22 protein-coding genes are annotated in these 22,970 nt (G+C 41.6%); 10 read left to right on the top strand and 12 right to left on the bottom strand.

Annotated features, from left to right (window positions below; genetic code table 11):
* Positions 1-52 precede the first annotated feature (52 nt).
* The 4 genes from CSV63_RS13110 to CSV63_RS13095 all read right to left on the bottom strand — a co-directional run bounded on the left by CSV63_RS13110 (position 53) and on the right by CSV63_RS13095 (position 3,419).
* A complete protein-coding gene (locus CSV63_RS13110) occupies positions 53-748 on the bottom strand; it encodes a C40 family peptidase (RefSeq protein ID WP_099696209.1) in 696 nt (231 codons plus the stop codon).
* 350 nt (positions 749-1,098) lie between these two features.
* Entirely contained in the window at positions 1,099-2,751 is a 1,653-nt protein-coding gene (locus CSV63_RS13105) for a b(o/a)3-type cytochrome-c oxidase subunit 1 (RefSeq protein WP_099696208.1), read from the bottom strand.
* Positions 2,752-2,754: 3 nt separating this feature from the next.
* The gene (locus CSV63_RS13100; RefSeq protein WP_099696207.1) at positions 2,755-3,255 is read right to left on the bottom strand and encodes a cytochrome c oxidase subunit II; all 501 of its coding nucleotides are present in this window, start codon (positions 3,253-3,255) and stop codon (positions 2,755-2,757) included.
* Between the two features lie 26 nt (positions 3,256-3,281).
* Positions 3,282-3,419: a cytochrome c oxidase subunit 2A gene (locus CSV63_RS13095; RefSeq protein WP_233192097.1), complete on the bottom strand. Its 138-nt coding sequence runs from the start codon at positions 3,417-3,419 to the stop codon at positions 3,282-3,284.
* Positions 3,420-3,755: 336 nt separating this feature from the next.
* Here CSV63_RS13095 and CSV63_RS13090 point away from each other — a divergent pair, with 336 nt between their 5' ends.
* Both CSV63_RS13090 and CSV63_RS13085 read left to right on the top strand, forming a co-directional pair.
* Positions 3,756-4,460, top strand: a complete 705-nt coding sequence (locus tag CSV63_RS13090) for a glucosamine-6-phosphate deaminase (RefSeq protein WP_099696206.1) — start codon at positions 3,756-3,758, stop codon at positions 4,458-4,460.
* A gap of 250 nt (positions 4,461-4,710) precedes the next feature.
* Positions 4,711-5,169, top strand: coding sequence for a C40 family peptidase (locus tag CSV63_RS13085; protein ID WP_099696205.1), 459 nt, complete (start codon positions 4,711-4,713; stop codon positions 5,167-5,169).
* Between the two features lie 95 nt (positions 5,170-5,264).
* On the opposite strand, the gene CSV63_RS13080 is transcribed toward CSV63_RS13085, so the two are convergent.
* Both CSV63_RS13080 and secA2 read right to left on the bottom strand, forming a co-directional pair.
* Positions 5,265-6,173, bottom strand: a complete 909-nt coding sequence (locus CSV63_RS13080) for an accessory Sec system S-layer assembly protein (RefSeq protein ID WP_099696204.1) — start codon at positions 6,171-6,173, stop codon at positions 5,265-5,267.
* A complete protein-coding gene (gene secA2, locus CSV63_RS13075) occupies positions 6,170-8,533 on the bottom strand; it encodes an accessory Sec system translocase SecA2 (protein ID WP_099696203.1) in 2,364 nt (787 codons plus the stop codon). The genes CSV63_RS13080 and secA2 overlap by 4 nt, the downstream gene beginning before the upstream one ends.
* Positions 8,534-8,821: 288 nt before the next feature.
* Here secA2 and CSV63_RS13070 point away from each other — a divergent pair, with 288 nt between their 5' ends.
* Positions 8,822-9,865 (top strand): glycosyltransferase family 4 protein, encoded by a 1,044-nt coding sequence (locus CSV63_RS13070; RefSeq protein WP_099675390.1) that lies wholly within the window; start codon positions 8,822-8,824, stop codon positions 9,863-9,865.
* Between the two features lie 446 nt (positions 9,866-10,311).
* On the opposite strand, the gene CSV63_RS13065 is transcribed toward CSV63_RS13070, so the two are convergent.
* The gene (locus tag CSV63_RS13065; protein WP_099696202.1) at positions 10,312-11,343 is read right to left on the bottom strand and encodes an LCP family protein; all 1,032 of its coding nucleotides are present in this window, start codon (positions 11,341-11,343) and stop codon (positions 10,312-10,314) included.
* Between the two features lie 179 nt (positions 11,344-11,522).
* Positions 11,523-12,155 (bottom strand): YigZ family protein, encoded by a 633-nt coding sequence (locus tag CSV63_RS13060; RefSeq protein ID WP_099696201.1) that lies wholly within the window; start codon positions 12,153-12,155, stop codon positions 11,523-11,525.
* Between the two features lie 150 nt (positions 12,156-12,305).
* On the opposite strand from CSV63_RS13060, the gene CSV63_RS13055 reads away from it, so the two are divergent.
* From CSV63_RS13055 to CSV63_RS13040, 4 genes are all read left to right on the top strand, one after another.
* A complete protein-coding gene (locus CSV63_RS13055; protein WP_199203669.1) occupies positions 12,306-13,454 on the top strand; it encodes a sensor histidine kinase in 1,149 nt (382 codons plus the stop codon).
* A 28-nt stretch (positions 13,455-13,482) separates the two neighbouring features.
* Positions 13,483-14,163 carry a response regulator gene (locus tag CSV63_RS13050; RefSeq protein ID WP_085132956.1) on the top strand — a complete coding sequence of 227 codons (681 nt, stop codon included), beginning with the start codon at positions 13,483-13,485 and terminating at the stop codon, positions 14,161-14,163.
* A 62-nt stretch (positions 14,164-14,225) separates the two neighbouring features.
* A complete protein-coding gene (locus tag CSV63_RS13045) occupies positions 14,226-14,792 on the top strand; it encodes a nuclear transport factor 2 family protein (RefSeq protein ID WP_099696199.1) in 567 nt (188 codons plus the stop codon).
* A gap of 156 nt (positions 14,793-14,948) precedes the next feature.
* A complete protein-coding gene (locus CSV63_RS13040) occupies positions 14,949-15,326 on the top strand; it encodes a YhjD family protein (protein ID WP_099696198.1) in 378 nt (125 codons plus the stop codon).
* On the opposite strand, the gene CSV63_RS13035 is transcribed toward CSV63_RS13040, so the two are convergent.
* The 3 genes from CSV63_RS13035 to CSV63_RS13025 all read right to left on the bottom strand — a co-directional run bounded on the left by CSV63_RS13035 (position 15,289) and on the right by CSV63_RS13025 (position 18,094).
* Positions 15,289-15,825, bottom strand: coding sequence for a competence protein ComK (locus tag CSV63_RS13035; protein WP_099696197.1), 537 nt, complete (start codon positions 15,823-15,825; stop codon positions 15,289-15,291). The genes CSV63_RS13040 and CSV63_RS13035 overlap by 38 nt on opposite strands.
* A 416-nt stretch (positions 15,826-16,241) precedes the next feature.
* Entirely contained in the window at positions 16,242-17,405 is a 1,164-nt protein-coding gene (locus CSV63_RS13030) for a M20 family metallopeptidase (RefSeq protein WP_099696196.1), read from the bottom strand.
* Positions 17,406-17,584: 179 nt separating this feature from the next.
* A complete protein-coding gene (locus CSV63_RS13025; RefSeq protein WP_099631136.1) occupies positions 17,585-18,094 on the bottom strand; it encodes an antibiotic biosynthesis monooxygenase family protein in 510 nt (169 codons plus the stop codon).
* 293 nt (positions 18,095-18,387) lie between these two features.
* Here CSV63_RS13025 and hemE point away from each other — a divergent pair, with 293 nt between their 5' ends.
* Genes hemE through hemY form a run of 3 tightly spaced genes read left to right on the top strand, consistent with a single transcriptional unit; the run spans position 18,388 to position 21,835 of the window.
* The gene (hemE, locus tag CSV63_RS13020; RefSeq protein WP_099696195.1) at positions 18,388-19,431 is read left to right on the top strand and encodes a uroporphyrinogen decarboxylase; all 1,044 of its coding nucleotides are present in this window, start codon (positions 18,388-18,390) and stop codon (positions 19,429-19,431) included.
* Positions 19,432-19,455: 24 nt separating this feature from the next.
* Positions 19,456-20,391, top strand: a complete 936-nt coding sequence (gene hemH / locus CSV63_RS13015) for a ferrochelatase (RefSeq protein WP_099696194.1) — start codon at positions 19,456-19,458, stop codon at positions 20,389-20,391.
* A 28-nt stretch (positions 20,392-20,419) separates the two neighbouring features.
* A complete protein-coding gene (gene hemY, locus CSV63_RS13010) occupies positions 20,420-21,835 on the top strand; it encodes a protoporphyrinogen oxidase (protein ID WP_099696193.1) in 1,416 nt (471 codons plus the stop codon).
* Between the two features lie 838 nt (positions 21,836-22,673).
* Here hemY and yhfH read toward each other — a convergent pair.
* On the bottom strand, positions 22,674-22,799 hold the full coding sequence (gene yhfH / locus CSV63_RS13005; protein WP_083035173.1) for a protein YhfH: 126 nt from the start codon (positions 22,797-22,799) through the stop codon (positions 22,674-22,676).
* Between the last annotated feature and the right edge of the window lie 171 nt (positions 22,800-22,970).

Raw genomic sequence — 22,970 nt, 5'->3', positions numbered from 1 at the left:
AAATAAAAGGGTTGTCCTACAAGTCATTATGACTTACAAGACAACCCGTTATTTATCTTACGTCTACAAAGCGTTTAAAGCCCATGAAATGTGTGTTCCAATAGGATGAATCCAGTGAGGCGATTTCAATTGCTTTCGTCCCCGCATGAATGAACTTATTGTCTCCGAGATAAATACCGATATGTGAGATGCCGGGACGATATGTATTTTGGAAGAATAACAAATCACCCACTACTGGATCTTTTATGAATAGAGAACGGTTATAGAAACCGATTGTATCTAATCGTGGAACTTTAACGCCAGCTTCGTTGAATGCATAAAAAATGAATCCGCTACAATCGAATCCTGCCGGAGTTACACCTGCCCATACATAGGGAGTTCCTAGTAAAGGCTGCGTAATATCTACTAATTTTTTACCTAGCGCCTGGCTAGTAATAGGGATAGAGATAATTGGCTGTGTCACTAGCTTGCTAGATGATAATGTACCCAATGAATTAGTAGAAGAAACATTTTTTGAAGAGGTTACTTTATTTTCTACTATTAGTTTCTGTTTAACTTTGATGTTATTTGAAGTGAGAGAATTCAGGCGTTTTAGTTCGGTGACCGTAATCTTGTACTGATTGGATATCTTGTAAAGAGTATCTCCTGCTTGCACGACATGCGTTTTCGATGCGGCAGCAACACTGCCAACTGAGATGCTTGTTGCAAGCAAAAGAGAGGCAATCGCGGCTAGGGCAATTTTCTTCATTTCGACGTATCTCCTTTTAGTATACTAGACTTGGTACTTTGTACTGCAGAGTATTATTTTGTCATTAAACCTATAAACCTATCATACAATACAGTATTGGATATTAAACGTATCTTTAGAACTATCTTTATGTAGTAAATTAGTATTTAGTTAGATTTAATACGTGTGTAAGTACCCTGAAATTTTTTTTGCGATCTCGAAACAGTTCTGAAGTCTTGTTACTTGTTCATAATGATTATATATTTTATAAGAAATTGCTGAGGTGTATTTTATCGCATCGGTACATTATGGAAAAAAGCCCGTAAACAATTCGAGATAATGCAACGGATTGTTCAGGGCTTTTCTGCTGTTTAAGACCGTCCTATAGGCCAGTCAAATGGAATGGATCCAGGAGGAGAGTGCTTAATAATATCGATCATCGGTATCGTATACGCGAATAAAATTAATGCAATGGTAATACCAACCCATAAATACCAGTTCTCCAGAATTTTCGGTGATTTCTCAGCATCTACTTCTTCTTCAGCGATTGGATATTCTTCATAACCACGTGGAGCGAAGAATGCCAATTGAATGAAGATATAAAACATCAATAGAATTCCAACGAATAGGATGGTTCCGCCGACAGCTTGCCATATCTGATAGCTGATCCATGTAGAAACTTGATCTCCACCTGCGTACTCCGAGAATGAGGAACGACGTGGTCCACCGATTAGCCCTTGAATATGCATGGAAGTTGACATGATGGTCATACCAATTGCCCAAATGAACGTCTGAATGATACCTAATTTATTCAATGTAGGAGTCAATCGGCGTCCAGTCAAGTGAGGAATCAACCAATACGCAATACCGAAAAACGTTAAAATAACGGTTGTTGCAACTGTCAAATGGAAGTGACCTGTTATCCAAATGGTGTTGTGAACAAGAGAGTTCACTTGGTGAGAAGCGTTAATGATACCGCCTGCTCCACCTGGGATAAATGCTACCATACCAACGAAAGGTGCTAAGAATCGAACATCTTTCCAAGGAAGTTTTTTGAACCAGCCGAATAGAGATGTATAACCTTTTCTTCTGCCTGTAATTTCAAAAGTAGCGAATAAAGAGAATGCAGTCATCAAAGAAGGGATGACTACCATGAACGTTAAGACTACTTGGATGAACTTCCAAGTTGGGTCAATACCTGGCTCAGTCAATTGGTGATGGAATCCGACTGGAATCGAGAACATCAACAATAAAATGAACGCTAGTCTTGCTAACGGATCGCTGAATAGTTTTCCGCCGATAATTTTCGGGATAATTGCATACCAAGCCATATAGGCAGGTAACAACCAGAAGTATACGAGCGGGTGACCGAAGTACCAGAATAATGTACGTGTCAATAATACGTTAACTGTTGCGACGTAGCCAAGTGACCAAGGCAAGATCAATACGATGACTGAGTATGCTACACCAAGTGTTGCAACGAACCACATAATCATATTGATGACTACCATGAATGCTGGTAAAGGAGACTTTTCACCTTTATGGGCTTTCTTCCATACATATAGTTGACGGAAGTTAGTGAAAGCGGCGATCCAGCTCCCTACAATGACGAATGTTAGACCGATGTAGAAAATAGGGTGTGCGCGAAGCGGAGTATAGAATGTATATAATACCGAAGCTTCACCTGTTAAGATCATCCATGCAGCTAATACTGTACCAACCAACATGACCCAGAATGAAATCCAGCCCCACAGTAATTGTTGGTCTGAAATACCGACTGTTTTTCCCATAAGAGAAAATTGGAAACCAACGATGAAGAACGTAGTCAATACTAAGCCGAGTATGACACCGTGTGTCGTTAAAATCGTATAGTAATCAATGTTGAAAGGTAATGTGTATTTACCAGAACGAACTAACGTCTGAAGTAGTCCCATCAATCCACCGATTAAAAGGGAGATGAATGTGACGTGCATAAAGGCCATATACAGTCTGGATTCTTTTTTGGAGAAATTAAATAATTCCATGGGTTAGTACACCTCCACTGTGCCGAACATCAAATGGTGACCGATGCCGCAATATTCGTTACAGACTACTGTGAATTCACCGTTATTTTTCATAACGGATTCGAAGCGACTAATATGACCAGGTTCGACCATCATGTTGACGTTTGTACCGGCCACTTGGAATCCATGGACGACGTCTTTACTTGTGACTTGGAAAAGAACTGTGGAACCTTTTGGTACGCGAATCGTCTTAGTAGCGGTTCCGTCTTCTTCTTTACCGAGATCATAGTGAAAAGCGGAAGCGACAATATTGACCACGTACTTACCGTCAGCAACTTCTGTCAAACCGAGATGATCAGGTTGGAATGATTCGTGTGCTTCGACATTTTGTGGATCGATTGTTTCGATATGACTCTGTGGATGTGTTCCTTTCCAGAACGCCGCAAAGCCAATAATGAGTAAGAATAAAACCAATGATGCTAAACCGAACACAATCCATACTTTTTCATACTTATGCAAATGCATAGTGTTTCCTCCTCTACTGCTAGTTATTATCTAGATAAGAATAATCCGTAAGCGCCGAACCACATGACAAGAATGATAATACCGATGATCATAACCATGATCAGGGTACCTTTTAAATTCGCTTCTTCTTTTGGTTGATTTGTAGAAGATATCTTCTTGCTCAATACGGCCACCTCCTCGCTAAATGGAATTCATACTTTTATCATAATCCTAGAGGGGGAATAAAGAATTAGGGAAATCCCTATGAATAGAAGATTAAATGGAATGTTCACAATATGTTCAACCACTTTACATGCTTTTGTCATACATGTTTTGTTGTATTTGTAATTTGTTCTAGGTTGAAGGAACTAGCGGAAATATATTAGATGCATAAGAAAATTCAAGTGTAACAGTGAGGAAATGTGGGAATACAGAGTGGGGTAACATGTACTCCATGTTGACCGTATGGTGAATTGAAATTATACTATTATTAGGTAAAACCTAGGAAGCCGGTGTGTGAAATGGAAAATGTGAAATGGATAACAGTAGAAAACCCTGATGAAGGGGCCAAAGAAGTATTTAAACTGATTTCTGAAGAACTTCATAATAATAGATTGCATGTACTGGGATTGGCTACAGGCAGCACGATGATTCCGATCTACAATGAATGGACTAATTCGTCATTAGACTTTTCAAATATTACGGCATTTAATTTAGATGAATACGTCGGAATCAGCGCAGATAACCCGAATAGCTATGCATACTTTATGAATCAACATCTATTTAGTAAAAAGCCGTTCAAAGAAACGCATATTCCGAATGGTATGGCGGAAGATTTAGATCAGGAGTGTAAAGACTACGAGAACAAATTGAACTCTCACCCGTTAGATATTCAACTTCTTGGAGTGGGGGAGAATGGTCATATCGCATTCAACGAACCAGGCACGCCATTCGATTCTGTAACACATGTTGCGACGCTGACAGACTCTACACTAGGCGTGAATAGTCAGTACTTCGAAAACGATGATAAGATTCCGAATATTGCATTGACGATGGGAATCTCTTCTATTGTAAAGTCGAAGAAGTTGATCATGGTGGCATTTGGTGAGAAGAAGCGTCCGGCGATGGAGAAATTGAAAGCTGGAGAGATTACAACGGAGTGGCCGATTACAAAATTATTGCGTCATGAGGATGTAGTTGTGATCACTGATTTACAGCTTGATTGAGTAGAATATTAGGGGCTATCCTGGAAGTGCAAGCAGACTTCTAGGGTAGTCTTTTTTTGTGCAATACAATCAACCTAGTACATGGCTTTGCCAATTTTAGACACATATATTTCAAGTGTAATATATTGTTTGATTTTGAAATATCCTTGTTACATTACTGTAATATTTTAAGAGTTTGCCAAATGCTAAAATGAGTACACATAAACAGACAAGTAAACTACTAAAAATACATACTGTCATGGAGGAACTTATGAATCTAGTACAAAAAGTTATTTCAGTCTTAGCACTTTCCACACTTTTGATCGTCTCGCCATTTGCAGGACAAGCAGATGCAGCGGGTAAAACAACGAATATCACAAAGACAGCAACTAGTTTAACGGGTATCAAATATCGCTATGGCGGTACGACTAGAGCAGGGTTTGATTGTTCAGGTTATGTTGGGTATGTATTCAAGCAAAATGGTTTAAAAGTAGCAAGAACTTCTAAAGCGATGTATGCATCAGGGCGTGCTGTAAAGAAATCAAATCTACGTAATGGGGATTTAGTATTCTTTAACACAACAGGACGCGGTGTTTCTCACGTTGGAATTTACGTTGGAAATGGTAAGTTCGCACATGCTTCTACATCAAAAGGTGTGCGTGTAGATAGAGTGAATGATACGTATTGGGGCAAGCGCTATATAGGTGCGAAGCGTGTTGCAGGTATTTAATAGAAGAGACATCGATCTTCCTACGTGGAAGATCGATTTTTTTTGTGAAAAAATACCGGATAGAGAAGGGGAGGTCCCATCTTATCCGGTAAATATTAGGTAGTTGCGTCTTGTGGAACACGGATTGTCCAACGGGAGAAGTCCGGTTCTGCTTTCTTCACCAATTCCTTAGGATAGATGAATGTCCAAGGAGTCGTGCTGTTTGCTTTCACGGAAAGTGGAGGATTGAGGTCGAATGTTCCTCGTGCTACCAATTCTCCGGTTGCGTCAATCAATTCAAGCGGTAACTTTTCAATATTGATTTGTTTGGAGTGGCCGTTACGAACGAAAACGGATGCTGCAATCGTACCATCATCTTGTGATTGGATTTGGAAACCGGCGATATTTACTTCGCGTGGCTTCAACTTCGGCAAGTCGTTGACAATTTTAGATAACGCTTCTTTTTGCTCAGCAGGTAGTTGTTCTTCCCATGTTGGGGCTAATTCCAACTGATGTGGCATCATCGAGTGAACGTTGAATGCAAGCTTCCAATTCGCTGCAGGGATTTCTTCTACCAATTGATCGTTCTTTTCGAAAACGAATACCCATGGACGTGCACTGCGCGCTGGGATTTCACCTAACTCGTTCAAATCGAACTCTGCAGATGCGGCTGTATTGCCTTCTTCATCAAGTAGTAATAACTCGATTTCGCCTACAGTGATCGCTTGATCGAGTGAAGAACGGAAGAATGCTTTAACTAACCAGCTACCGTTTGCAGGCTCCAAATCGATATCGATACCTGATAAGGAGATTTGATTTGGTTTTAATGGCTCTAGTTCATTTGCTAGGAAACGAAAAACATATTCCTGCTCCTGTGTTAGATTCCATTGCGCATGAAGAGATAATTCTGTTTCAATATCTTCATCGCCTGAAACAGCTTGACCATTTTCTAAAATTTCTTCGGATTCAACTGTACTGTCCAATCCGGTTTTTTCGGTTTTTTTGAATAAATTGAAGAGTTTCATTGGGAAACCTCCTGTTCTGTATTGAGTTGCTTCATGAATGCGATAATCTCAGACGCGATATCCCGGCGTAGGCGTTGATAGTGCTTGGCGAATAACTGCAAGCCTTCACGCTGGTAAATACGCATAGGATCTTCTTGTCCGTATGAACGCAATCCAATTCCTTCTTTTAGACGAGTCATTACTTCCAAATGCTTCACCCACATCGTGTCAATATAGCTCAACATGACTTGTGGCAACAGTTGGCTCACTTGTTCATTATCAGTGAACGTGTCAATAAATGCAAACAACTCTGCCATTTCTTCATCGTACTCTTTCAATATATCTGCGGTTCTATCTAATGAATGGGGAAGATTCACCGGAGTCAGTAAAAGTGCGTTCATAGTCCGTTCGATACGATCGAAATCCCAGTTATCGGCAATTTCATTTTCTGGACAACTATCTAACACAACGAACTCCACTGTTTCTGACAACATCGTCTTAAGTTTATCGAAAATGTCCTTGCCTTCAAGTACGCGATTGCGTAATGAATAGATGACTTCACGTTGATCATTGATGACGTCGTCTAATTTTAGATTATATTCACGCATAGAGAAGTGCGCGCCTTCCACGATACGTTGTGTGCGCTCCGTCAGTTCATGTACTTCAGGGTTCAGTACTTTACCATTCTCATCCGTACGGACCTTAGGCAAAAATTTTTCGAGTTCTTCAGGAGAGAAGCGCATGTACATTTCATCTTCTAAAGAAAGGTAGAATTGACTTTCTCCATGGTCTCCTTGACGACCTGAACGGCCTCGTAACTGATTATCTACACGGCGACTTTCATGTTTTTCTGTACCTAATACAAATAGTCCACCATTTTCTTCCACGCCTTCACCTAGAACGATATCCGTTCCACGACCTGCCATATTCGTAGCGACGGTAATATTGCCCGCTTGCCCAGACTCGGAAATCAATGAAACTTCCTGTTCGACACTTTTTGCATTTAATAGATGGAACTTCAATCCTTCATCCCGTAAATACTTGGCGACTGCTTCGGACTGGAGAATGGATGTAGTACCGACCAATACAGGTTGTCCCTTTGCGTGACGAGCGGCTACTTCTTTTGCTACTGCTTTATACTTTTCTTCTGTCGTTCTGAAAACGCAATCTGGTGCATCGATTCGGGCACGTGGGCGGTTCGTCGGGATTTGAATTACATCCATATTATAGACTTCACGGAATTCCTTATCCTGGGTTTTCGCAGTACCCGTCATTCCACAAAGCTTTGGATACATACGGAAATAGTTTTGAATGGTAATTTGCGCTTGTGCTTTATTTTCGTCTGTAATATCGACGCCTTCTTTTGCTTCAATTGCTTGGTGAAGACCGTCTGATAAAGTTCTACCTTCCATAATACGGCCAGTGAACATATCTACCAATTCAATTTTTCCGTCTCGTACGATGTAATCGACATCACGCTTGAAGATGACAAACGCACGGACAGCCTGGATGACGTAGTGATAAAGTGTTTGGTGATCTAAATCATACAAGTTCCCAATACCGAATGCTTTCTCGACTTTTTCAATACCTTGTTCGGTAAGGGAAGTTGCCTTTGTTGCTTCGTCAAAGTCAAAATCTTCATCTACTTTAAAGCGCTTGGCTAGGCGGGCTGCAATATGGTGGAGATCCGCATCGGCTTGCGTTTTGCCTGCTACAATTAATGGTGTTTTCGCTTCGTCGATCAAGACGCTGTCGACTTCATCGATAATAGCGAAGTGATAAGGTCGCTGCACTTTTTGAGAAGTGTGTTGCACCATATTATCCCGTAAATAGTCAAAGCCGAATTCTGTTCCTACACCGTACGTAATATCTGCTTCGTAGGCGGCTTGCTTCGCTGGTCCTTGCATCATCGGAACATTTAATCCAACAGTCAATCCGAGGAAACGATGAATTTGACCGATTTGATCAAAGTCTCGTTTTGCCAGATAATCATTGACTGTGATGACGTGAACGCCTTTACCTTCAAGCGCGCGTACATAAGAGGGGAGAGAAGCGACGAGTGTTTTCCCTTCACCGGTCGGCATTTCAGCAATATTACCTTCCGTCAATACTGCACCACCGATTAGTTGCACATCAAAATGGCGCATACCGAGAACCCGTTTAGATGCTTCACGTACGACTGCGAATGCATCCGGCATAATGGTCTCGACAGTTGCACCGTCTTCTAACTGTTGTTTGAATTGATCTGTCATTCCAGATAGATCATCATCAGACATAGCGATATATTTAGGTTCAAGTGAATTAATTTGCTCCACAATTTTGCGATATTTACGCAATTGTCGTTCACTCGTTCCAGTTTTACGTTTAAAGATTTTTAACATGAATTAGACGCTCCTTTATAAATCTCCATCTTAAATGAGAGATTCCTATCTATTTTACCAAAAGGATCGATAAAAGACTATCTATATATAGATAGAGAAGAACAATAGATTGATCAAAATTTACCATATGTGAAATGGTTAAATCTTTGTTGTGGCGGTGTTAATTAGGGTTTGTAAGTAAGCAAGTAAGGGAATAGATGAGTAATGCATTCTAAATGATGAACTCTAGCAAAAATTATGTTATACTAAAAGGAGATATGTACTTAATGTTATTTGGGGAGGAAAGACATGTTATTCATTGCAATGTCTGTAGCTTTTATCGCTGCAATCATACTAACACCGCTAGTCATCAAATTCGCGTATCGGATCGGTGCGGTTGACCGCCCCAATTATCGGAAAGTTCACGCGAGAATCATGCCTAGAATCGGCGGGCTCGCAATCTTCGGAGCGTTTATTATTGGATATGCTATATTATTGCCGAAAGACGAGCACGCAGTAAGCATCCTAATCGGTGCGGTACTGATCGTCATGATTGGCTTTTTAGACGATATGCTGGAAATCACAGCAAAAGCAAAAATGTTAGGCCAACTAGCGGCTGCGTTAGTTGTTGTCCTATGGGGCGGATTACAAATTGAATTCATCAACTTACCGTTCCTTGGACAGCTCGACTTTGGGTATTTAAGTATTCCGATCACGATCATTTGGATCATCGGGATCACGAACGCCGTCAATTTGATTGATGGATTAGATGGTTTAGCAGCAGGTGTTTCCACGATTGCGCTCATTGCTATTACGGTAATGGCCTTATTAATGGGAGATGTCTTTGTTGCTGCTACAGCTTCCATATTGGCAGCTAGTTCGCTTGGATTCTTATTGTTCAACTTCCATCCGGCGAAAATTTTTATGGGCGACACTGGATCGCTGTTTCTCGGATTTATGATTTCGGTACTGGCATTACTCGGCTTTAAAAATGTTGCCGTTGTATCACTAGTTATTCCGATTATCATGCTAGGTGTTCCGATTTCAGATACATTTTTCGCGATTGTTAGACGTGTTCGCATGAAGCAGTCTATTACAGCTGCAGATAAGTCGCATTTGCATCACTGTTTATTGCGCGTAGGTTTCTCGCATAGACAAGCTGTCCTTACGATTTATGGTATTGCGATTCTATTTGGAGCAGCCGCTGTATTGTTCTCACAAGCCACAGTGTGGGGCGCATTGCTTCTGATCTTCGTCATGCTGCTTGTGATTGAACTGTTTGTAGAGTTGATTGGTTTGGCTGGGGCGAATTATCGTCCGTTGTTAAATTTAGTACGCATGATTGGTAAATAAGTAAAACGAGTCCTTGTCTGCTGTGAAGCGGATGGGGGCTTTTTTTATGTTGAAATGTATAAAGATGAAGTGATTGGTGAGGGGGAGGGTACCGTTGATCGACGTTCCAGGTGGACGCTTTCCCGAGGGCGTGGCTTGAGCTTCCTCGTGCGCTTCGCTTCTGCGGGATCTCAAGGCGCACGCTGATCCTCTGGGAGTCGCCGCCTTCCACTTACGATCAACTAGTTTGGTTTTCTGAAATTATAAAGTGAAAGTGAAAGTTATTTCAACTTGTGAACTTGTATTTGCATTTAAATAAATTCGATGAACAAAATTAAGTCAGTTAATAACTTCCATGTACTATCAAACCACTAGTTAATTAACACTCTTTAATCGAACCCACTCATTTTTCCCTATCTATAACAAAAGCGATGAAACCAGTGAAGGTCACATCGCTTCTGAATGAATTATTGATAATTGGTTTGAACGGATGCGGAGGATTGATCCGTGTCTAGCTCGGTTAGAGAAGAGGAGTCTGGGATGAATCCTAAATGGGATTTTAGAATCTGCTTTACTTCTTCTAGCTTCTGTTCATCTAATCTGTAATAGTACGTACCCGTCGACATATCGTCATAGCCTGTCAATGTGATGGTATCTACGTCCGGTAGTCCGCTTTTTATATACTGAATAAACGACAACATTTGCTTGGATGTCATATCAGTCTTCATGTTTTCGCCAAGCGCATTGATGACGTCCCCGTATTTTGTAATGGATGTAATCGATGTCGCTTCTTTGATCATGGCTTGAAGAATCATTTGCTGACGTTTACCGCGCTCGATATCATTATCTAGTTTACGAGTACGTGCTAAAGCCAATGTGTGGCGTCCGTCTAGGCGATGAATTCCTGGCATTAGATGAATCGCATTTTTATCGTTTTCATCTTTCTCGATACGCTCGTATGGAACTTCAACTTCTACACCACCAAGTGCATCTACCACATCGATGAATGCATTAAAGTTCATTTTGACGTAATAGTTGACTGGAACATCAAATAGTTCTTCAACTGTATCAATAGAAGCTTTCGTTCCACCGTACGCATGGGCGTGTGTAATTTTATCTTTATAGTTTACCTGTGGAATATAAACATAGGAGTCACGAGGTATGCTGACGAGTTTGATGCTTTTAGTTCTAGGATTTAACGTTGCAAGCACTAAAGCATCTGATCTTCCGTGCACTTCACGATCCTGGCGTGCTTCGCTTTCGTCTACGCCAATCAATAGAATCGACACTTTATCTTTTGCAGGTTCTACATAGATTTCTGGCGGATCTTGCTTGGCGATAGGTTCATACGAACGATCTAGTACATTCATTGCTTGGTTATGAAGTTTGAATACATAAGCGAAAACACCTATAGCTGCGATGAAGAACGTACATAATACTATTTTTAAAAAGCGCTTCGTTTTAGAAACCTTCTTTTTCCGATACTCTTCTCTTTTCATTTTTAACCTCCAGGGTGTGCGGCAGAAAAAAACCGTCAATGGCGAATCTATGGGAAGTTGATTCTGGTGATGAGTTACACATCTTCACATAAAAATCCATAGTGACCAAATAAAATCAGACCTATTGCTCATAGGATCCACCTTCTACCATTATACCTGCTTTTCGATTGGACGTATAGTCAGATGTCGAACTCTAGGAATTTATGTCCGGTTGTGGCAATGGTTGCCTGGCCGTTCGTTAATTCCATCATCCATTCTACAAAAATCTCTTGATCTTCTTCAGGAACATATAAAAAGAGTTCAACGTCCTCTTCATAGACGATGTCGTTTAACGGGTAGTCGGATTGCCGTACTTCGTTTTCTACTTTACCTAGCCATGTGTAATCAATAGAAACTTTAACTAGTGCATGCAATTTTCTTTCCACAACACCTGTTGCGGCAATGCCTTCAGAAGCTGCTTTGCCATAAGCGCGGATTAATCCGCCACCGCCGAGTTTGATGCCGCCGAAATAGCGAGTGACGACAATCACGGTATCTTTTAGGTGTTGCTTTTTTAGAACTTCTAAAATAGGAAAGCCGGCTGTACCAGAAGGTTCACCGTCATCATTCGCTTTTTGGATCTGGTCATGTTCTCCTATAATATAAGCTGAACAATTATGTGTAGCTGTATGATGGTCCTTTTTGATGTCTTGAATAAAGTCCAATGCCTCTTGTTCTGTCTCGACTCTTTTGACAAATGACAGAAAACGGGATTTTTGGATGATAAATTCACTCTCTCCGTACAGTTTTACGGTTTTATAATTTGCTCGCATTTGTCGTGCCCCCTACATTTGTAATATACTTATAATACTTTCTCATCATTAAAATGATATACTGTATAAGAAGTGTATAAGTATTTAGGCTAAACTGCAATAATGCTCACTTTGCAAATCTTCACAAAAACACGTGCGGGAGGGAGTTATTTGAGCGACAAGGCTATTGACATTCAACAGATGGAGAAAATATTTGGCAACATGGTTAATGTAATGGATCGTTCAAAAAGCGACATCTTCTTAATTAGCGAACAAAGCCGCAAAAGTTTTGAAGAGATGCAAACAGAGTTAGCAGAAGTAAAAGATAGTATTTCTCATGTGATAGCTGAAGGTGATTCCCTAGAGAACCTATCACGCCATTCTAGACAGCGTCTTGCTACTGTATCAAAAGACTTTGTAACATATAGTGAAGAAGAAGTTAAACAAGCGTATGGTGTGGCAAATGACTTGCTTGTACGCGCCTCCATTAATAAAATGGAAGAGAAACAACTTCGTGAAAGACGGGATGAACTTGAACGTCGACTTAAGTTGCTGCTCTCTACAATTGAAAGAGCAGACCAGCTTGTTAACCAAGTAACCACTGTGATGACATATTTAACATCTGATTTGAAAAATGTAAGTACAGCACTGGAAACGGCACGCCATAAACAAGACTTTGCGATTCAGATTATCCAGGCACAAGAAGAAGAGCGGAAACGGTTATCACGTGATATTCATGATGGACCCGCGCAAATGCTAGCTAATGTCTTGATGCGCTCTGGTTTAATCGAAAAAACGTTTGTTCGGCAAGGTCCAGAAGAAGCAATGCAAGAGCTGTCTTACCTAAAAGAAATGGTTAGGGGAGCGTTATCTGAAGTGCGTCGTATCATTTATAATTTGCGACCCATGGCTTTGGATGACTTAGGACTTGTTCCGACATTGCGAAAGTATTTATTGACCATTAGCGAATACGAGGCGCCGCTAATCATTCATTTTCAAAGTAACGGAGCAGAAAAAAGATTTGCTTCCAATTTTGAAGTAGGTATTTTCCGTCTCATACAAGAGTCAGTGAATAACAGTATTAAGCATGCGAAAACTGATGAAATATGGGTGAAAATCGAATGGTTACGTGAATCGGTTAATATATTGATTAAAGACCAAGGCCTCGGCTTTGATACAAATGAAGTAAAAGAGAAATCATTCGGTCTCATTGGAATGCAAGAACGTGTAGAGTTATTGAAAGGAAAAATGAAAGTCACCTCGAAAGTCGGGGAAGGCACTTCGATTCTTTTTCAAATTCCATTGGACGAAGATCTGTAAGTAAGGTAATTACTGGGAGGAATAGGATATGGAAGCGACAAAAATTTTGATAGTAGATGATCACCAATTATTCCGTGAAGGAGTTAAACGAATTTTGGATTTTGAAGAATCGTTTAACGTAGTAGCAGAAGGCGACGATGGTGTCGAAGTAGTTGAATTGTATAGAGAGTATGAACCAGATGTAGTGCTGATGGATATTAATATGCCACGCATGAATGGTGTAGACGCGACGGAGCAATTAGTGAAAGAGTTTCCGGATGCGCGCGTTATCATGCTATCGATTCATGACGACGAGTCCTATGTTACACATGCTTTGAAAACAGGCGCTCTTGGCTACATGCTAAAAGAAATGGATGCAGACGCAATTATTCAAGCAATCAAAGTAGTAGCAAATGGTGGATCCTACTTACATCCAAAAATTACGCATAATTTAGTAACAGAATTCCGTCGTTTGAGTGAGAGAGAACATAAAGGATCCTTCCAGCAGAACGACATTCGTCGCCCCCTTCATTTATTGACGAAGCGCGAATGTGAAGTTCTACAATTATTAACAGATGGCCAGAGTAACCGGACGATTGGTGAAACGCTCTTCATCTCAGAAAAAACGGTGAAAAACCACGTTTCTAGTATTTTGCAAAAAATGAGTGTAAATGACCGTACACAAGCGGTTGTTACAGCAATCAAAAATGGTTGGGTAGAAGTAAAATAATAATAGAATGAAAAAAGGTCTTTGTACGTGGGAGGCCTTTTTTCTCTACGTAGGAGGAGCATATGAAGAAAAAAGTGGCAGTCGCATCCATGGCTTTAGCGCTCGTATTAGGCGCATGTGGTAACGCAGAGGAAACAAATGAGAACCATCCAGAAACTAGCGAAGCTGCACCGGGCAATGGTGCTATCGATCATGGAGTGGACGATAAAAAAGTAGGGTTCAGCATGTCAGGCGACCAAGTGGAAGAAGCTACGGATGTGCCAAAAGAAGACAAAGAAGAAATTCTAGCGGCTTTTGAACGCTATATCGAAACATTGAACAATCAAGACGTAGAAGGTTATCTCGCTACACTTTCTACCGAAGGCTATGATCTGGAAGAAGAACGTCAGGCTATGGAAGAAATGCTTGAGAATACTACGATGAAACGCGAAACAGAGAATGAAACGATTGTAAAATATTCAAAGGATAGTGCCCAGGTTTTTTCTACGTTGAAAACGACATTCACGGACAATGAGACAGGAGTAGAAAATGCACCCGAAGGCCGCCAAGTAACTGTTTTCACTAAAGAAGATGGGGCATGGAAAGTGTTCTCTATCCACTTTATTGGTGATGAACCAGGAAACGAATAAACGTATTTTCACTATCGATTGAGCGACAAAACTTCCAGTGCGTACAACTGGAAGTTTTTTTATGCAAAAAAAAGCCATACTAAGAGTACTTGCTTTTCTTCGCTAAAGGAATTATAATCAGTTAAAGAACATACGTTCTATTAGGAGGCGATATCCATGCCTTTGATCCCCGCAGAGGCAATGCCATATTTGGAAAACTACATTTACCTACCTATGCTATTGACGATTATGGAACGTGATCGTCAGTTACTGGAGAAGGTTCCGTTTAAATTGAAAAGTCCCTATCTAAATTTGATAGACGAAACGATGAACACAATTTCTGCTGATTTACGAACCACTGCTTTGTATTTACAAAAGCATAAAATGCGAGTGATACGCCATTCAACAGATGAACTATTTACGGAATATGTATTTTTACATGATGGCTATCAAGATATGCGTCGCTATTTGAATGTTCGCTTACGTAACCGATCAGAAGAGTTACTGAATCTGTATATTAGGAAATTGTCGAATCAGAACTCTTCGGCTCCATGATCATATAATAGGAACTTCGCAATTCCTCTTGCGCATTTTCAAATCGTTGAAACAAAATATGTGATAGCGCCATTTGGCGATACACAGTAGCTATCGAAGTATCTAATTGCATTTGCGTATCATTTTTCAACATAACGGTCACGCCGTCCTCGTGTTGAACAGCGTCTTTTACTGCATGATAGGCTACCCATGAGTTTTTATGTAACGTGGGGGACAATAAAGGGAAAAATAATAAAGGCCGGTCATTTGAATGTGTCAGCATGATGGGTGGTTTTGGACGATTTTTCAAATCCATTTTGGAACTGTTAATAATGGATTCAAAGTTGGAACGGTAATGCGCACAAGAATCTCTCATAATTTCTAGGGGAGTTTTCTCGACAATAAAAGTCCGGTCGCTTTCCACTACTTTTGTATAGTAGGGATTTGCATGTTGTCCATGAAGTAATGCAAAAGTATGAAATGTAACAATATAAGATGACAGATAATGTGGATTAGCCATGTTGTTCCCCCCAGTTTTATAGGACCATATACGTATTAATTATAGTATAGAAAAAACTAAAATCAACTGTAATGTTGGAAAATAGTAAATGTTCTATTAATATGATGAATTTTATCGAATCGTTATGGGAAGGGAAGGAAGCGACGGTGATCCAATGTTGCAAGCGGAAGCGTTTGCGATGGACCACGGGAGCCAATTAACATTGCCGGCTGAACAACGATCTTAGGAGCAAACACGCACAGAAAAAGCATGTGTAACGACATAATGCTGCTACTTACTAAAACTTTATATAAGCTACATGTACCTCTTTTCGCTCTAATTTATTCATTCTTCTTCAAACACTACTGTTATGGCGAAATATAAAAACTGAAGATACCCATACCTTTGTAAGGGATATCTTCAGTATATTTTTTACTTCAGTTCTGATACTCAATCGCTGCGGCACCTAATGTTTTAGCTGCTGCAATCATAGCTTTTTCATCAATGTCAAAACGAGGGTGATGGTGTGGATACGCATCTGCTGGTTGCGCCCCTGTAAAGAAAAACGTGCCTGGAACCTTTTCCAAATAGTACGCGAAATCTTCGCCGCCCATTTGAGGCTGCATTTCTTCTACACCACTTAGATCCGCAATGGATTCAGCGACAGTTTTCAGGTAGTCCGTTTCTTTTTCATGATTGACCACTGCTGGATAGCCACGGAAATATTCCACGGTGATTTCGCAATCGTTTGCAATCGCTGTACCTTCAGCTACGCGCTTAATTTCTTTTTCCATCAAGTCGCGTACGTCGTTTGTGAATGTACGAACGGTTCCGCTTAGAACTGCCTGATCCGCGATGACATTGAAGGCATTTTCTGAAACGAATGAACCGATGGATAGTACAGCTGATTCGATGGGGTCAACACGTCTTGAGACCACTTGTTGTAAGTTCATCACGAGCTGAGAACCGATTACGATAGCATCTTTTGTTTGATGGGGAGATGCACCGTGGCCGCCAGCCCCTTGAATGGTAATATTGAATCGATCCGCTGCAGCCATGATTGGGCCTGAAGCATAATAGATGACACCCGATTCGAAAAGTGACCATAGATGCGTGCCGAAAATGACATCGACGCCATCTAAACAGCCGTTTTCGATCATCGCAATGGCGCCGCCTGGAGCCAATTCTTCCGCATGTTGGTGGATAAATACGTATTCGCCAGATAGCTCTTCACGCATTTCATTCATAGCTTTTGCTAATTGAAGGAGCGTGGCGGTATGGCCGTCATGCCCACATGCATGCATGACGCCAGGTACAGTGGATGCGTATGGTGTATCTTTTTGATCTTGAATAGGTAATGCGTCAAAGTCTGCTCGCAAAGCAACGGTTTTTCCTGGCTTTGCACCTTTGACTCTTGCTACGACACCATTGCCGCCTACTCCAGTACGTACTTCTACTCCAAGACGTTTATAAAAGTCAGCGATATAAGCTGCGGTTTTCGTTTCTTTAAATGAAACTTCGGGGTTCATATGTAAATATCGGCGAATCTCTACCATATCGTCATACGATTGTTCCAGTTTCTGAAATAATTGTTCTCTCATTAATAAAACCCCTTTCAAATAGACAAATAAGTCAATCAACTCGTTCAGTATAGCAAGCAGTAGGCCACATCGCAAACTACGTGTTTTAAACTTTTGAATAAATGAAGTGACTAAATGTCATGTGTAAATTTTAGAGGTGACAACTTTCAACATAAAAAAGAAGGTCTGACGTCAAAACGTCAAACCTCTTCAGTAGGTGTTTTATAATGTGTAGTATATGGAGCGCTTGTGAAGATATGTTGTGTAGCACCACCTGCATCCTTGAAAACCGTTTTATCGGATAATTGATTACCAGGGGAGTTATACCAGATGTCATACAAACGTCGCTCTGTCCATTGTGTCAGCAATGTATACGTATCTGATCCGATTGGACGCAGTAAGCGGTAAGCTACGAAACCGGGCATGTTTTGCAGTTTTTCGCCTAGGTGCTTGTACTGATGTTCGAAAATAGGTTTTCCTTCATCTGTCACCGCGACATTGTCCATTGCGAAGAATCCAGGTTCTGTTAGGTTACCGTAAGAACCTACCACTTCGAACTTCCTCGGTGTTTGAAATATGCTTTTGCCGTTCGTCTCATGTAGCAACAGCGTATTGCCGCCGCCATTCATTAAAAGTATTGACTCATCAGCATGTTGGTCTTTGATTTTCTCCATAAAACCCATCGTTCCAGTTGTCATATAAATATTCATATAAAATTCCTCCTTTGGCTAGTAACGATCGTCTGTGCTAAGTTCAATGAAAAGCACTCTATACCAGTGTATGATTCTACCTATAGTAATTCCCTTAAACCTCCCGAATCAAACACTAATTGCAAGCAAGTGAGGAATGATTGTCTAAAGCATGGCAGAAGTGAGGGGTGTCCTAGCACAAAATTATGACAAAGGCGCAATTCACTATACATTGACCTTTCAACGGTTTATCATGAGAACGTATAAGAGTTACGTGTTAGAAATTAAAAATATGGAAAGAGGTATCTCTGAATATGTCAACTTTTAACGATACGCTATTACGTGCTGCGAGAGGCGAAGAAATTGAACACACGCCAGTTTGGTTCATGCGTCAAGCAGGACGTTCACAGCCGGAATATCTTAAAATCAAAGAAAAATACTCCTTGGAAGAAATTACGCATCAGCCTGAATTATGTGCGTATGTAACAAAACTTCCAGTAGATCAATATGATGTAGATGCAGCTATTCTATATAAAGATATTGTTACACCACTTGTAGGTATCGGAGTAGACGTAAAGATTAAATCAGGCGTGGGCCCTGTAATCTCCAATCCGATTCGTTCTGCACAAGACATCGCAAACTTAGGCGAGTTTTCAGCAGAGGAGCAAGTTCCTTATGTGTTGGACACGATCAAAATGCTGACACAAGAACAATTGAATGTACCACTGATCGGTTTTGCTGGTGCACCGTTTACACTGGCGAGTTATATGATTGAAGGCGGCCCTTCAAAGAGCTATAACCTGACAAAATCCTTCATGGTGTCTGAGCCACAAGCTTGGTTCGCATTGATGGATAAATTAGCTGATATGACGATTAGTTATATCCAAGCACAAGTTAAAGCTGGCGTGAAAGCCGTGCAAATATTCGACTCATGGGTAGGCGCATTGAATGTATCGGATTACCGAATCTTCATTAAACCTACGATGACTCGTATTTTCTCAGAACTTCGTAAATTAAATATTCCATTGATTACATTCGGAGTAGGTGCAAGCCACTTGGCGAACGAATGGCACGACCTACCAGTCGACGTAGTTGGATTGGATTGGCGCTTGTCTATAAAAGAAGCTGGTGAACGCGGTATCACAAAACCAGTGCAAGGAAACTTGGATCCGTCGATGTTACTAGCGGACTGGTCAGTCATCGAAGAACGTGCAAAGCTTATTGTTGAACAAGGTGTAGAGCACGGTAGCCACATCTTCAACTTAGGTCACGGCGTATTCCCTCAAGTAAAACCTGCAACCTTGAAACGCTTAACAGCTTTCGTACATGAATATAGTAGAGAATTACGTTCGAAATAACAATCCAACCATGAGGTGAAAATGATGACGAAAAAGAAAATGGGCTTACTCGTTATGGCGTATGGAACGCCAAACTCCTATGACGATCTAGTGCCGTATTACACGCACATCCGTAGAGGCCGTCCGCCGGCTCCGGAACAAGTGGAAGATCTTCGCAATCGCTATGAAGCAATCGGAGGCATTTCACCACTTGCGCGGATTACAGATGATCAAGCGGACGCATTAGGCGCACGTTTGAATGAAGCACAAGACGAAATAGAATTTATAGTCTATGTCGGTCTGAAGCATATTGCGCCATTCGTCGAAGATGCCATACAAAAAATGCATGATGACGGTATTACTGAAGCAGCATCCATTGTATTGGCACCACATTTCTCTACGTTCTCCGTTAAATCATACAACGGTCGTGCGCAAGAGGAAGCGGACAAGCACGGGATTACACTTACTTCTGTTGAAAGCTGGTACAAGCAACCGAAATTTATCGAGTACTGGGCAAACCAATTGCGTCAAACTTATGATGCGATGGACGAGACAGAGCGTAAGAATTCATGCTTGATCGTGTCTGCCCACTCGTTACCGGAAAAGATTCTGGCTAACGGTGACCCATATGCTGATCAGTTGAAAGAAACGGCAGAAATGATCACACAAGCAGCAGGCGTGAAAACATATGCACTTGGCTGGCAAAGTGAAGGTCAAACACCTGAGCCTTGGTTAGGACCGGACGTACAGGACTTAACACGTGACCTATTTGAAACAAAAGGATATACATCATTCGTTTACACACCAGTTGGTTTCGTATCGGATCACTTGGAAGTTCTATACGATAACGACTACGAGTGTAAAGTAGTATGTGACGATATCGGCGCAGCGTATCACAGACCTGCCATGCCGAATACCGATCCTTTATTCATTGATGCAATGGCTGATGCCGTGATGGATCAATTACACGCAACAAAATGAATTCAATTGGATCGGAGTGAAAAAGGACATGAGTGAACGAAAAAAAGTAGTCATAATCGGCGGCGGAATCACGGGTCTCGCTGCAGCGTACTATATGCAAAAAGATGCCCGTGAACAAGGACTCCCCATAGACATCATGATGATCGAAGCATCGACAGAACTTGGTGGAAAAATCCAAACAGTCCGTCGAGACGGCTATGTAATCGAACGCGGTCCGGACTCCTTTTTGATCCGTAAAAAAAGTGTAGACCAATTAGCGACTGAACTGGGTATAGGAGATCAGCTTGTCCGAAACGCAACAGGGCAAGCGTATATCTATCTGCATAATCACATGCACAAAATCCCGGCAGGTGCTGTTATGGGTGTACCGACAGAAATCAAACCTTTTATTACATCCGGTTTATTTAGTCTGAGCGGTAAAATACGTGCGGCGGGCGACTTTGTATTACCACGTTCGGAAATAACTGGAGATCAGTCGCTCGGCAAGTTTTTCCGGCGTCGCTTCGGTACAGAAGTGGTAGAAAATCTAATTGAGCCATTATTGTCAGGCGTCTATGCTGGTGATATCGATCATATGAGTCTGGAATCAACTTTTCCACAGTTCTATGAAGTGGAAAAAAATCACCGCAGCTTAATTTTAGGAATGAGAAAGACCACTCCTAAACAACTGCCACAAAAGAACAGTCATAGTTCGAAGAAAACGGGAGCTTTCCATACTCTTAAAAATGGTCTGGATTCATTAGTAATAGCGCTTGAGGAACAGTTGACAGATGTCAACGTTATGAAAGGTACGCGTGTCACGAGCATAATGAAACAAGATGACCGCGCCGTTCTGACATTGAATGATCAACAGCAAATCGTTGCGGATGCGGTAATCATGTCAACAAGTCATACCGTAGCGAGTCATTTGTTTGAACCACATGGTCTGTTGAAAGAGCTAGGAACGATTCCGACGACATCGGTCGCAACTGTCGCTTTAGGTTACCCAAAAAATGCGATGAAAAGCGATATTGATGGGACGGGTTTCTTAGTACCGCGCAGCAGCAATCATTCCATTACAGCTTGTACACTGGTCGACCGTAAATGGCCGACAACTACACCTGACGATAAAGTGATGGTGCGTGCATTCGTCGGACGCGTTGGGGAAGAAGCGATTGTCGACTTACCAGATGCTGAAATAGAGAAAATCGTTCGCAAAGACTTGGAAGACATTCTTAAGCTTGAAGGTGAACCGGATTTCTGTATCATAACACGCTGGAAAGAGGACCGACCGCAATACCGCGTTGGTCATAAAGAGAAAGTCTTACGCGCGCGGGAGGAAATACAATCCGCGTTCCCGATGGTCGAGCTTGCGGGTGCATCCTATAATGGAGTCGGTTTACCCGACTGTATCGATCAAGGAGTCGCAGCGAAAGATCAAGTGCTGGCGAAGCTATTTACGTAACATGAAAAAATCCGTACAACACTCGTTGTACGGATTTTTTGTGTTGTATGGTAAGTGGATTTGATTGGAAGGTGCGGTTTGTTAGGGGGATGGCGCGGTTTTCAGTGAGTTTAGCGCGGTGTTTCAGTGGAATAGCGCGGTTGCCGGTGAGTTAGGCGCGGTGTTTCAGAGGAATAGCGCGGTTGTCAGTGAGTTTAGCGCGGTGTTTCATTGGAATAGCGCGGTTGTCGGTGAGTTAGGCGCGGTGTTTCATTGGAATAGCGCGGTTGTCGGTGAGTTTGGCGCGGTGTTTCAGAGTAATAGCGCGGTGTTTCATTGGAATAGCGCGGTTGTCGGCGAGTTTAGCGCGATGTTTCAGTGGAATAGCGCGGTTGTCAGTGAGTTAGGCGCGGTGTTTCATTGGAATAGCGCGGTTGCCGGTGAGTTTGGCGCGGTCTGTCAGTTGAATAGCGCGGTTGTCAGTGAGTTAGGCGCGGTGTTTCAGAGGAATAGCGCGGTTGTCGGTGAGTTAGGCGCGGTGTTTCATTGGAGTAGCGCGGTTGTCAGCGGGTTTAGCGCGGTGTTTCAGGTGAATAGCGCGGTTTTCAGTGAGTTTAGCGCGGTGTTTCAGGTGAATAGCGCGGTTATCAGTGAGTTTAGCGCGGTGTTTCAGGTTAATAGCGCGGTTGTCATCGAGTTTAGCGCGGTGTTTCAGATGAATAGCGCGGTTGTCGGTGAGTTTGGCGCGGTGTTTCACCCCAACAGCGCGGTTAGCCTAGCATACTGCGCGAACGGCCTGATCTATGTATCAACGCAAAAAAAAAGCGAATATAGGAATATTCGCCGAAAGAAAGTTTTTTTATTTTACGTTGCAATGATTACATTGATTAGAGTAACACTCATGCTGCTCTTCAATTTCAGTTCCACATGTCGCACAAACCTTCGCCGGCAAGTTCTTGAAAAACTCTACGATGCTTTCTACCATATCCATCCATCCCCTTTTGTTTGTTGTATAACTCTTTGCTATATACACATTGTATTATAACAGATACCAGAAGTCAACATTTCATTTATATTTCTGTTAAAATGGATTCAAGCCTATTGTGACGCGCTTTGTAGCTGTTTTAGTGCTTCTAATTGTGAGAATTGACTGAAA

This window comes from Sporosarcina sp. P34 (assembly GCF_002743375.1).
Taxonomy (GTDB): domain Bacteria; phylum Bacillota; class Bacilli; order Bacillales_A; family Planococcaceae; genus Sporosarcina.
Note: the sequence above shows the minus strand (reverse complement) of the source record. Positions and strands in the feature narration are given on the sequence as shown.